The organism is Stenotrophomonas sp. YIM B13575 (assembly GCF_042787595.1).
Classification (GTDB): domain Bacteria; phylum Pseudomonadota; class Gammaproteobacteria; order Xanthomonadales; family Xanthomonadaceae; genus Stenotrophomonas; species Stenotrophomonas lactitubi_B.
In genome coordinates, this window is sequence record NZ_JBHZOP010000132.1 from 1 (window position 1) to 11,326 (window position 11,326).

At 67.7% G+C, this 11,326-nt stretch carries 11 protein-coding genes; 9 read left to right on the top strand and 2 right to left on the bottom strand.

The window, feature by feature from the left end:
• Positions 1-62: 62 nt before the first annotated feature.
• Positions 63-716, bottom strand: a complete 654-nt coding sequence (locus ACFX4F_RS18185) for a YceH family protein (RefSeq protein WP_099819467.1) — start codon at positions 714-716, stop codon at positions 63-65.
• Positions 717-816: 100 nt separating this feature from the next.
• Here ACFX4F_RS18185 and ACFX4F_RS18190 point away from each other — a divergent pair, with 100 nt between their 5' ends.
• The 6 genes from ACFX4F_RS18190 (at position 817) to ACFX4F_RS18215 (ending at position 7,766) form a co-directional block, all read left to right on the top strand.
• A complete protein-coding gene (locus tag ACFX4F_RS18190; protein ID WP_089241807.1) occupies positions 817-1,737 on the top strand; it encodes a 5'-nucleotidase, lipoprotein e(P4) family in 921 nt (306 codons plus the stop codon).
• The gene (pyrF, locus tag ACFX4F_RS18195; protein ID WP_380657634.1) at positions 1,734-2,459 is read left to right on the top strand and encodes an orotidine-5'-phosphate decarboxylase; all 726 of its coding nucleotides are present in this window, start codon (positions 1,734-1,736) and stop codon (positions 2,457-2,459) included. The genes ACFX4F_RS18190 and pyrF overlap by 4 nt, the downstream gene beginning before the upstream one ends.
• A gap of 219 nt (positions 2,460-2,678) precedes the next feature.
• Complete coding sequence (locus ACFX4F_RS18200) at positions 2,679-3,503, top strand: S1 family peptidase (RefSeq protein ID WP_380657636.1); 825 nt, start codon at positions 2,679-2,681, stop codon at positions 3,501-3,503.
• Between the two features lie 317 nt (positions 3,504-3,820).
• Positions 3,821-4,774: a hypothetical protein gene (locus ACFX4F_RS18205; RefSeq protein WP_380657638.1), complete on the top strand. Its 954-nt coding sequence runs from the start codon at positions 3,821-3,823 to the stop codon at positions 4,772-4,774.
• A complete protein-coding gene (gene plsB, locus ACFX4F_RS18210; RefSeq protein ID WP_099819471.1) occupies positions 4,774-7,410 on the top strand; it encodes a glycerol-3-phosphate 1-O-acyltransferase PlsB in 2,637 nt (878 codons plus the stop codon). Before ACFX4F_RS18205 ends, plsB begins: the two co-directional genes overlap by 1 nt.
• Entirely contained in the window at positions 7,407-7,766 is a 360-nt protein-coding gene (locus tag ACFX4F_RS18215; RefSeq protein ID WP_380657641.1) for a hypothetical protein, read from the top strand. Before plsB ends, ACFX4F_RS18215 begins: the two co-directional genes overlap by 4 nt.
• Positions 7,767-8,053: 287 nt before the next feature.
• Here ACFX4F_RS18215 and ACFX4F_RS18220 read toward each other — a convergent pair whose 3' ends face one another.
• Positions 8,054-8,257, bottom strand: a complete 204-nt coding sequence (locus ACFX4F_RS18220) for a YdcH family protein (protein ID WP_032978412.1) — start codon at positions 8,255-8,257, stop codon at positions 8,054-8,056.
• A 90-nt stretch (positions 8,258-8,347) separates the two neighbouring features.
• Here ACFX4F_RS18220 and ttcA point away from each other — a divergent pair, with 90 nt between their 5' ends.
• The 3 genes from ttcA to ACFX4F_RS18235 are packed head-to-tail and all read left to right on the top strand — an operon-like array spanning position 8,348 to position 11,025.
• Positions 8,348-9,244: a tRNA 2-thiocytidine(32) synthetase TtcA gene (gene ttcA / locus ACFX4F_RS18225; protein WP_099819473.1), complete on the top strand. Its 897-nt coding sequence runs from the start codon at positions 8,348-8,350 to the stop codon at positions 9,242-9,244.
• A gap of 36 nt (positions 9,245-9,280) precedes the next feature.
• Positions 9,281-10,186: a recombination-associated protein RdgC gene (locus tag ACFX4F_RS18230; RefSeq protein ID WP_089241793.1), complete on the top strand. Its 906-nt coding sequence runs from the start codon at positions 9,281-9,283 to the stop codon at positions 10,184-10,186.
• Between the two features lie 59 nt (positions 10,187-10,245).
• A complete protein-coding gene (locus ACFX4F_RS18235) occupies positions 10,246-11,025 on the top strand; it encodes a M48 family metallopeptidase (protein ID WP_380657644.1) in 780 nt (259 codons plus the stop codon).
• Positions 11,026-11,326 lie beyond the last annotated feature (301 nt).

Consider the following 11,326-nt stretch of genomic DNA (forward strand, 5'->3'; position numbering starts at 1 on the left):
GCCGACCGTTGGTCGGCACGACAGAGTGCCACCGTGCCGACCAACGGTCGGCACCCACCGCCTCAGCCGCCGCGCAGTTCCGCCAGCTGGGCCTGCAGCTCGGCCACGGCCGCTTCCAGCTGGGCCACGCGTTCGGCCAGGCCGGGCTCGGCCGACTCGGCACTGCCGCCACTGCTGGCGTACTTCGCTGCCAACGCCGCGCCGTCCACTTCACCGCACAGCAGGTGCATGTAGCGGTCCTCGCGCTGGCCGCTGACGCGCGGCAGCACCACCAGCAGGGCACGCTGCTGCAGGCGTTCGATCGCGTGGCGGGCTTCGTCGGTATCGGCGAAGCGATGCAGGCGCTCGGCACGGGTGACCAGTTCGCCCAGGGTCTGCGGCCCGCGCAGCAGCAGCAGGGCCAGCAGCACGGTCTGCTGCCGGGTCAGGTCCAGCGCGCTCTGCAGGCGGTGCTCGTAGCGGTCGGCGCGCGAGGAGAAGTGCTGGCGGGCCAGGCCCAGGGTCTCCAGCTGGCGCAGCGCATGCTCCACGCTGCCGGCGCTCACGTTCATCACCGGCTCGCGGGCGGTCTTCTGGTTGGCGGCCGATTGCGCGGCGTTGACCGTCAGTGGGTAGGTGTCCGGGGTGGTGGCTTCCTTCTCCACCAGGCAGCCCAGCAGGCGGGCCTGTACGGCATCCAGCAGCGGAACGTCGGGGGTCTGGGCAGGATCGGTCATGGCGGCTTCCGGAAGACAACAGGTCAACCACCAAGCATAGCCGTCCCGGCGGTGCCTTTGCCGGTAAAATGGGCCGGTATATCTGATTGCCGGTGAATCCATGCGTCGTCCTGTGTCCCTGTCTTTGACCCTGCTCGCCACCGCGGCGCTGGGCCTGTCCGCCTGCAAGCGCGTGGAAGCGCCTGCCGAAGCCGCCACCCCGCAAGCGCCGGCCGCTGCCGCCAAGGCCGACGGCGCGCTTGACGCGACCGCCAACGACAACCTCAATGCCGTGCTGTGGATGCAGCGCGCGCAGGAATACAAGGCGATCACCGAGCAGACCTACCGCGCGGCCGCCGACCACCTGGACGTCGCGCTGAAGGAAGCCCACTGGGATGCGCTGGTGCCGGAAGAGCGCGGCAACGAGGCCAAGGGCCTGAAGCCGGCCGTGGTGCTGGACGTGGATGAGACCGTGCTGGACAACTCGCCTTACCAGGCGCGCCTGGTGCGTGACGGCAAGGAATACGACGAACTCAGCTGGGACCAGTGGGTTGCCGAAAAGAAGGCCAAGGCCATTCCCGGCGTGGTCGATTTCGCCAAGGCGGCCAACGCCAAGGGCGTGACCCTGCTGTACATCTCCAACCGCGCCGTGCACCTGAAGGACGCGACCCTGGCCAACCTGCGCGAGCAGGGCCTGCCGGTGGCCGATGACAGCGTGTTCCTCGGCTTGGGCACCGTGGTCGAAGGCTGCGAGCAGGCCGGCAGCGAGAAGAACTGCCGCCGCCGCCTGGCCGGCCAGAAGTACCGTGTGCTGATGCAGTTCGGCGACCAGCTGGGTGACTTCGTGGAAGTGACCGCCAACACCAATGATGGCCGCGACGCGCTGCTGCAGCAGTACCACGACTGGTTCGGCGAGCGCTGGTGGATGCTGCCCAACCCGACCTACGGCGGCTTCGAGCCGGCGCAGTTCAACAACGATTACGCGCAGTCGCGCCAGGCCCGCCACGACGCCAAGCGTGCCGCGCTGGACTACGCGCCGTGAGCCGCGCCCCGCTGCCGCTGCGTGACGACGAGCGTCTGATCTTCGCGCTGGACGTGCCTGACCGCGTGCAGGCGCTGGAGTGGGTCGACCGCCTTGGTGACAGCGTGGCGTTCTACAAGATCGGCATGGAACTGCTCGCCTCCGGTGAGTACTTCCAGGTACTGGACGAACTGGCGCGCCGCGACAAGCGGGTGTTCGTCGACCTGAAGTTCTTCGATATCCCCGCCACCGCCGCGGCGGTGATCAAGCGCCTGGCGCAGTGGCCGGTCAGCTACGCCACCATCCACGGCTGGCACCCGGCGATGATGGAGGCCTGCGCGGCCGCCAACGGCGGCGACATGCGCTTGTTGGCGGTGACCGTGCTGACCTCGATGGGCCGCCCGGACCTGGCGCAGATGGGCATCGACCGCGAGCCGGTGGAGGTCGTGGTCGAGCGCGCGCTGGCCGCACAGGCTGCGGGCATCGACGGCGTGATCGCTTCCGGCCAGGAAGCGGGTCCGATCCGTGCCGCGACCGGCGCCGGTTTCTCGATCGTCTGCCCGGGCATCCGCCCCGGTGGTCCGGTCGGCGATGACCAGAAGCGCACCGTGGGGGTGGCGCAGGCGTTTGCCGATGGCGCCGATGCCATCGTGGTCGGTCGTCCGATCCGCCTGGCGACCGATCCGCAGGCCGCAGCACGGGCGATCCAGCAGGAAATCGCGACGGCTTTGGCCGCGCGCTGATCCCCGCTCCGACGGCGGTCACGCTGGCACTACGAACGCCATCCCGCCGAATGCGGGATGGCGTTCGCATTTGTGCCTGTTGCCCTGACGCACCCGACCCCAGCCCGGGAAACTGTGCGCCACATCGCGCTGCGCGGTTGGAGCGGCCTCTATCACTCGATGCACCAGCACGGACCGCGGCCGTGCCGGTTCCAACCATCGACAGAGGAATACACGGATATGTATCGCAGCCCCTCTTTGCTGTTCGGCAGCCTGTTGGCCGCCGCCATCGTCTTTCCCGCTGCGGCGGCACCCCAGCCCCGCGAAGCGCCGCGCATCATCGGCGGCGAGGCTGCCAGGCCCGGCGACTACCCGTTCATGGTCAGCATCCAGCGCCTGTCGTTCGGTGACAGTGACCACGGTCGCCACTGGTGTGGCGGCACGCTGATTTCCCCCTCATGGGTGCTGACGGCCTCGCACTGCGTGGACGGCGATCGCCCCGCTGATCTGGCCGTGCTGGGTGGCGTCACTGCGCTGTCGACCGAACCGTCGGCACGCGCATCCAACGTCACGGCCATCCACATGCATCCGGCGTTCAACAGCGGCAATTCGCTGGAGCATGACGTCGCCCTGATCCATCTGGGTACGCCGTTGGCCGATGCGCAGCCGGTGGCGCTGCGGTTGCGGCCCGATGCCAGCTATCTGAAGCCCGGCAGGCAGTTCACGGTGATCGGCTGGGGCGACACCGATATCACCGACGGGCGGCTCTATCCCACCCAGCTGCAGACGGTGCAGACCCCGTTTGTGCCCTTCGCCGAGTGCCAGCAGGCGTATGCAGGCGAGTTGGCACGCGGCAAGGTCATCTGCGCCGGCCGCGAGGGGGTCGACAGCTGCCAGGGCGATTCCGGCGGTCCGCTGCTGCTGCGCCTGCGCGAGGGCTGGACCCAGTTCGGTGTCGTCAGCTGGGGCGAAGGCTGCGCGCTGGCCGGGTATCCCGGCGTTTATGCCCGAATCGCCGAAAAACATGCCGTAGATTTCATAGAAGCGGTCTGGAAACGCGATTGATTCAATGAAATCAATGGGTTGAGTGATGTTTTGTCATGTGTTGCGTTAACTTTGCGGGCAGCGTAGGATCGCCGCCATCCGGTCTTCGGGCCGGACATGCGCCACAACACTGTCCACCGGCCTTGCGCCGGTTTGAAGAGTCTGCGATCCCTGTGATCCGGGCTCTTTTTTTTGTCCGTCCGGTGCGGGCAGGACCCGTCGGCGCATGTCGTGAATCCACCGCGCAGCGCAGGCCATGGCGGAAACCGTGACGCCCCGGCTTGCCGCTGTCATGTCGCAGGCCGCAAGATGCGGACCGGTCCGGGGAGTCCGATTGCATGAGCGTGGTAGTGCGAGGAAGGTCTGCGCGGGGATGGGGGTTGGCGGCCATGCTGCTGCTGGCCATCGCCGCGTGCCGTGAATCCGGCAGTGATCCGGCCGCCGCGCCGGCCGAACCTGTCGCCGCCGTACAGGCGATGGCGCAACGGCTGGCCGAGGACGACCTGGTCGGCTACGCAAAACTGTCGGTGCCGCCCAGCCAGTACCAGCGCCTGCAGCAGGCCTGGGCCGATGGCCACAGCCAGTGGCCGCTGACCGGACTGCCGCTCGGCGACCAGCTGCTGCCGATGCTGGCGGCGCTGCGCGAGCCCGGCGCCACCGTGCAGCTGCAGCACAGTTTTGACCGCCAGCTGGCCGGCCAGGCCCGCGCCGTGCGCCAGGCCGCGCAGTCGATGGGCAACTTCGGTGTGCAGTACCTGCGGCACCAGAAGGGCTACACGCCTGGCCAGCAGGCGCATTACATCCAGCTGGTGCAGACCCTGGCCGCGTGGGCCCAGGACGCGCCGATCAGCGACCGCGCCAGGGCCCGCAGCAGCATCGCCGCGCTCGTCGGTGCCGCGGCCCAGGTCGGCTTCCAGGACGACGCCGGCCTGCAAGCTGCGGGGATGGAAGGCAGCCTGCAGCAGCTGGCGCCGTTCATCCACACGGTCAAGGCTGTGCTGGCCAGCTACGGGCTGGGCGTGGACGAGGCGCTGCGCAGCGTGCGCGGCGAGCTGTTGTCGGTGGAAGGGGACAACGCCCTGGTGCGCCTGCAGTACGAGCTTGCCGGCCGCGCAATGACCGTGCAGGTGCCGCTGAGCCGGCGCGAGGGCCACTGGTACCTGACCCGCACCCTGGCCGATACCGACGCCCTGTTGCGCCAGGCCGATGCCGCCCGCGCCGCCGCTGCTCCGGACCCTGTGCCCGCCCCCGCAACCGATGGGGAAGCGGCAACGCCATCGGCTAAGCCATAATGACGTCGATGTCGAAACAGAACCCGCTGCCGTTCCCCGGCGAAGAATCCCAGCCGACGCCCGCCGACACGGCGCCTGCGTCCCCCTCGACCGACGCCGGCACGCCGCCAGCGGCGACGCCTGTGCACGCGCGTCCTGCCGGTCGCCGCCCGCTGTGGGCGCGCCTGCTCGGGCGTCTGGTGGAACCCTGGCTGTCGCTGAAGATCGAGCCGGAAGACCCGGGCCAGTACAACGATGGCCGCCCGGTCATGTACGTGCTGGAAGACTATGGCCTGTCCAACGCACTGATCCTGGACAAGGCCTGCCGCCAGGCAGGCCTGCCGTCGCCGCTGGTGCCGCTGGCGGGTGACCCCACCGGCCGCAAGCGCGCTTACCTGGCGCTGTCGCGCCGCAGCTCCAGCAACTCGCTGATTCCCGAACAGCGCGGCGCCAAGACCCATTCCGATTCGCTGGCCAAGGTCCTGCAGGCCCATCGCGTGCGCGACGATCTGGACGTGCACCTGGTGCCGGTATCGATCTTCGTCGGTCGCGCCCCGGACAAGCAGAGCGGCTGGTTCGCCGTGCTGTTCTCGGAAAACTGGGCGCTGGTCGGCCGTTTCCGCCGCCTGCTCGGCCTGCTGCTGAACGGCCGCAACACCATCGTCCGCTTCGCACCGCCGATCTCGCTGCGCTCGACCATCGACGAGGGCCTGGAGCCCGAGCGTACGGTGCGCAAGCTGCAGCGCGTACTGCGTACCCATTTCCGCCGCATCCGCGAGTCGGTGATCGGTCCTGACCTGTCGACCCGGCGCCTGCTGGTGGACCAGGTGCTGGCCGCCGAGACGGTGCGTGAGGCGATCGCCTCCCAGGCCAAGCGCGACAACAGCAAAACCAGCGATGCCTGGAAGAAGGCGCACGCCTACGCCTGGGAAATCGCCGCAGACTATTCCAGCCCGGTGGTGCGCTCGGCCAGCTTCATGCTCAGCCACGTGTGGAACCGCATCTACGCCGGCGTGCTGGTGCACCACCTGGACAAGTTCAAGGCCGCCGCGCCGGGCCACGAAGTGGTCTACGTGCCCAGCCACCGCAGCCACATGGACTACCTGCTGCTGTCCTACCTGCTGTACGACCGCGGCATCGTGCCGCCGCACATCGTGGCCGGCATCAACCTGAACCTGCCGGTGGTCGGCACCCTGCTGCGCAAGGGCGGTGCGTTCTTCATCCGCCGCTCGATCCGTGGCAACGCGCTGTACTCGGCGGTGCTCAGCGAGTACGTCGCGCAGCTGGTCGCAGGCGGCTATTCCATCGAGTACTTCGTCGAGGGCGGGCGCTCGCGTACCGGCCGGTTGCTGCAGCCCAAGGGCGGCATGATCTCGATGACCCTGCGCGCGTTCCTGCGCCAGCCCCGCAAGCCGGTGCTGTTCCAGCCCATCTACATCGGCTACGAGAAGCTGATGGAAGGTGGCAGCTACCTGGATGAACTGTCCGGGCGGCCGAAGGAAAAGGAATCGATCTGGCAGCTGCTGTGGGGCATCCCCAAGGTGCTCAAGCAGAATTACGGCCAAGTGGTGGTGAACTTCGGCGAACCGATCGCGTTGAACGACGTGCTGGCCGAGAAGGCCCCGGAGTGGGGTGGCGAGGCGGTGTCCGAGGACGAGAAGCCCTCGTGGCTGTCGACCACCGTCGACACCCTGGCCGAGCGCATCCAGGTGCGCATCAACGGTGCCGCCGACGTCAATCCGATCAACCTGCTGGCGCTGGCCCTGCTGTCCACGCCCAAGCATGCGATGGGCGAGGCCGACCTGATCGCGCAGATCGAGCTGTGCAAGACCTTGCTGGTGGAGATGCCGTATTCGGGCCGGGTGACGGTGACCCCGCACTCGCCGGAGCGGATCATCGCCCACGCCGAAGAGATCAACGTCCTCACCCGCATCAAGCACCCGCTGGGCGACGTGCTCAGCGTCAGCGGCGATACCGCGGTGCTGCTGAGCTATTTCCGCAACAACGTGGTGCACCTGTTCACCGCGTCGTCGTGGGTGGCCTGCTGCTTCCAGAACAACCGCCGCATGAGCCGCACCGGCCTGGTCCAGCTGGGCCGCACGGTGTACCCGTTCCTGCAGGCCGAACTGTTCCTGCCGTGGACCGAGGACGAGTTCGCCCAGCGCATCGACCAGACCATCGACGTGTTCGTGCGTGAGGGCCTGCTGCAGAACGTCAACGAAGACGACGGCGGCATCCTTGCGCGCAACACCGGGCAGACCGACGAAGTGTTCCGCCTGCGCGCGATCGGCCATTCCCTGCAGCAGGCGTTCGAGCGCTATTACATCGCCATTTCGGTGCTGGTGAAGAACGGCCCGGGCACGCTCGGCGCCGCCGAGCTGGAAAGCCTGTGCCAGCAGGCCGCGCAGCGCCTGAGCCTGCTCTATGCGCCGGCCGCGCCGGAGTTCTTCGACAAGTCGCTGTTCCGCGGCTTCATCCAGAAGCTGCGCGAGCTGCGCCTGGTGTGGCCGGACGAGAACAGCAAGCTGTTGTTCGACGAGCGCCTGGACGCCTGGGCCAAGGATGCCAAGTTCATCCTCGGCCGCGAACTGCGCCACACCATCGAACGGGTCAGCCCGGAAGCGGCGCGCCCGGACGAACCGGCACCGCAGGATTGAACCTGCGGCGCCTGTCGGGCCTGGCCGCGTTGATCGCGGTCGGAGGCCTTGCGGTTGTTGCTTCAGTGCAGGCTGCAGAGGCCTGCGTGGACGATACCCTGCCCGGGCGGCTGGCCGATGCGCCGGTGCGGCTGTGTCTCGACGCCAGCGCGGGGCAATCGATGCACTACCGCCTGTGGCTGGCCGGCGAGGTGCGTATCAGTGGTGATGAACCCGCCGCTCGGCAGGGTCTTGCCGGTGACTGGTACGGCCATCCGCTGGGGCTGCGCTGTAACGGTGCCGGCAACATGCGTCGCTGCGACCTGACCGTGGACGGCGAAGCGGCCTGGAATGCGGAGCTGGTGCTGCCGCGTTGATGCGCGGCCCCATCCACGCATGGCGTGGATCTACCGGGATGTCCCGGAGTGGCGTGGATCCATGGATTGCCGGATCGCGTCATCCACGCATGGCGTGGATCTACCGGGATGTCCCGGCATGGCGTGGATCCAGGAGTTGCCGGGTCGCGTCATCCACGCATGGCGTGGATCTACTGGATGTTCCGGCGTGGCGTGGATCCATGTGTTGCCGGGCCAGGCCGGGCCATCGGCTTTCGGGGCGGCGTGGGCCTGCAGTAGATCCACGCCATGCGTGGATGGGCCACCGGTTACGCCGGCTCGTCCGGAATCTGCAGGCTTTCCAGCTTGGTGATGCAGTCCTTCAATTGCAGCTTGCGCCGCTTCAGGCGCTTGAACTCCAGCTCATCCTCGCCGTTGGCGGCCATGCGCGCGATCTGTTCATCCAGCGACCGGTGCTCGGCACGCAGGGCGACGAGGTGTTCGACGATTTCGGCGGGGTTGTAGGTGTCCACGGTCTCCGAGCATACACAGCGACGATGACTGCCGGGAGAGGGGAATCCCGACCCCGGGTCCAGGCTGCCGCAAGCCGGTAGAATGGCGCCATGTCCGCCGTGATCTCCCTGCCCGATCCCCCGCAGCGCGCTTCGCGCGATCCGCGCGTGGCCGGGCACCGGGCGGACAAGCTGGGCAAGCACCTGCGCCGCCAGGTCGGCCAGGCCATCGCCGACTTCGGCATGATCGAAGCGGGCGACAAGGTCATGGTCTGCCTGTCCGGCGGCAAGGACAGCTACACCCTGCTGGACCTGCTGCTGCAGCTGCAGAAAAAGGCGCCGGTGCCGTTCGAACTGGTGGCGGTGAACCTGGACCAGAAACAGCCCGGTTTCCCCGAGCATGTCCTGCCGGAGTACCTGGCCGGGCTGGGCGTGCCGTACCAGATCATCGAACAGGACACGTATTCGGTGGTCAGCCGGGTCATCCCGGAAGGCCGGACGATGTGTTCGCTGTGCTCGCGCCTGCGCCGTGGAGCGCTGTACAACCACGCCAAGGTGCATGGCTTCAGCAAGATCGCGCTGGGTCATCATTGCGATGACGTGGTGGCGACGTTTTTCCTGAATCTGTTCCACCATGCCAAGCTGGCCGCCATGCCACCGAAGCTGCTCAGCGACGATGGCCAGCACGTGGTGATCCGCCCGCTGGCGTACGTGCGCGAGCATGACATTGCGCAGTACGCGCAGGCCCGCCGTTTTCCGATCATTCCCTGCACCCTGTGCGGCAGCCAGGAAAACCTGCAGCGTCGGCAGGTCGGCCTGATGCTCAAGCAGTGGGACCAGGACCATCCCGGGCGCATCGAACAGATCGCACGTGCGATGGCCGACGTGCGACCTGCGCAGCTGGCCGATGCCGCCCTGTTTGATTTCATGGCCCTGGGCCGCCGTGGCGATGCGGCGCATGCCGATGCCTGGCTGGCCGACGCAGTTCCCGAGACGCCTGCCGTTTAAGGTCGGGCGCCCTTCTTCTTCAGACACCGGAATTCCATGTTCTTTCGCAACCTGACGTTCTTCCGCTTCCCGACCTCCACTGATTTTTCCGAAGTCGATACCCTGCTGCCGCACGCCCTGCTCAAGCCGGTCGGCGCGCTGGAAATGAACTCGCGTGGTTTCATCTCGCCGTTCGGCCGCGAAGAGAAGGAAGCCCTCTCGCACCGCATTGCCGAACACCTGTGGCTGACCGTCGGTGGCGAGGACAAGATCCTGCCCGGCGCGGTGGTCAACGACCTGCTCGAGCGCAAGCTGGAAGAGATCGAGGAGAAGGAAGGCCGCCGCCCCGGTGGCCGCGAGCGCAAGCGCATGAAGGACGACCTGCTGCATGAACTGCTGCCGCGCGCCTTCGTGAAGTCCTCGCGCAACGATGCCTTCATCGACCAGCTGCACGGCTACGTGGTGGTGGACACCTCCAGCCGCAAGACCGGCGAATACTTCATGTCCGACATCCGTGGCCTGCTCGGCAGCTTCCCGGCAATGCCGCTGAACGCCGAAGTCGCGCCGCGCTCGATCCTGACCGGCTGGATCGCCGGCGAGCCCCTGCCCACCGGCTTCAGCCTGGGCGAGGAGTGCGAGATGAAGGATCCGGTGGAAGGCGGCGCGGTGGTCAAGTGCCAGCACCAGGAACTGCGCTGCGACGAGATCGACAAGCACCTGGACGCCGGCAAGCAGGTGACCAAGCTGGCCCTGGTGTTCGAGGACAACCTGTCGTTCGTGCTGGGCGACGACCTGATCGTGCGCAAGCTGAAGTTCCTGGACGGTGCGCTGGATCAGTTGGAGCACGCCGACGAAGACGGCCGCCGCGCCGAATTCGACGCCCGCTTCGCCCTGCAGAGCGCGGAGATCCGTCGCCTGTTCCTGCTGCTGGAAGAAGCCTTCAAGCTCAGCAAGGCTGACTGAACAGGCAGGCCGTCGGCCGCCGGTCATCCGGCGGCCCCGCACGGCGCTATGCTGGGAGCATGAGCCGTCTGCTGCGCCGCCTGATCTCGCCGGTCCCTGCCGCCACCGTACAGCGCGACACCGTTCGCCTGCGGCTGGAGGATGTCGAGATCGAGGTACTGCGTGTGCGCGATCCGCGCGCGCGCCGGATCAAGCTCAGCGTCGATGAGCGCGGTGCACGACTGACACTGCCGCCGCGTGCCAGCCTGGTGATGGGCGAGCGTTTCCTCGAACAGCATCGCGACTGGCTGGGCCTGCAGCTGCGCGTTTACCAGGGACACGGCCTGCCCGCCGCGTTGCAGCCCGGTGTTGAAGGCGTGCTGCCGCTGCGCGGCGAACTGTTGCCGCTGCGCTGGCAGGAAGGCCGCTACGCACGGTTGGAAATCGACGAACACGGTGCCTGCGTGCAATGGCCGAGCCGCGGCGGCGATGCGACCCTGCGTCGCCTGCTGCGCGAGTTCTACGAAGCACAGACCCGCGCCGACGTCGGCCGCTGGTTGCCGAAGTACCTGCCCGGCCTGCCGCGCGCGCCCAGCCGCCTGCGCTTGAAGGTGATGTCCTCGCAATGGGGCTCGCTGGCCCCCGACGGCAGCATGGCGTTGGACCTGGCCCTGGTACTGGGCCGCCCCGCCGCCTTCGAATACGTGCTGGTGCACGAACTCTGCCACCTGATCCAGGCCAACCACTCGCCCGCGTTCTGGCACGAAGTGGAACAACGCTTCCCCGACTGGCGTGCGCAGCGCGACTATTTCCAGCTGGAAGGGCGACGCCTCAAGGCAATGCTTCGGCAGCTGCTGTAGCGCTGTGATTTTGTAGAGCCGAGCCATGCTCGGCTATCGCGCGCGGCGCGGATGTTCAGCCACCGCGAACAAGAGCAGCCGAGCATGGCTATGCCGGTCGTCCTGACCGGCACCCTCCGGGCCGTCGCAAGCGACGTTGGCAGCGGCTCCTGCCGCTACCTTCGGCTCTACAAAAGCGCGCGCAGCGCGCGACCCGCTTCGCTCCTGCACTTCTTTTTCTCTTCCGTGGTGAGCACGGAAACCCTCCGTGGCCGGGCGGGGTGGGTTGCGCAGGGGCGTGAGCCGCATGGATGCGGCGACC

What these genes read in the sequence shown, in the direction of transcription:
- ACFX4F_RS18185 (WP_099819467.1), bottom strand. Translation starts at nt 716, where the DNA reads ATGACCGATCCTGCCCAGACCCCCGACGTTCCGCTGCTGGATGCCGTA.
- ACFX4F_RS18190 (WP_089241807.1), top strand. Translation starts at nt 817, where the DNA reads ATGCGTCGTCCTGTGTCCCTGTCTTTGACCCTGCTCGCCACCGCGGCG.
- ACFX4F_RS18200 (WP_380657636.1), top strand. Translation starts at nt 2,679, where the DNA reads ATGTATCGCAGCCCCTCTTTGCTGTTCGGCAGCCTGTTGGCCGCCGCC.
- ACFX4F_RS18205 (WP_380657638.1), top strand. Translation starts at nt 3,821, where the DNA reads ATGAGCGTGGTAGTGCGAGGAAGGTCTGCGCGGGGATGGGGGTTGGCG.
- plsB (WP_099819471.1), top strand. Translation starts at nt 4,774, where the DNA reads ATGACGTCGATGTCGAAACAGAACCCGCTGCCGTTCCCCGGCGAAGAA.
- ttcA (WP_099819473.1), top strand. Translation starts at nt 8,348, where the DNA reads ATGTCCGCCGTGATCTCCCTGCCCGATCCCCCGCAGCGCGCTTCGCGC.
- ACFX4F_RS18230 (WP_089241793.1), top strand. Translation starts at nt 9,281, where the DNA reads ATGTTCTTTCGCAACCTGACGTTCTTCCGCTTCCCGACCTCCACTGAT.
- ACFX4F_RS18235 (WP_380657644.1), top strand. Translation starts at nt 10,246, where the DNA reads ATGAGCCGTCTGCTGCGCCGCCTGATCTCGCCGGTCCCTGCCGCCACC.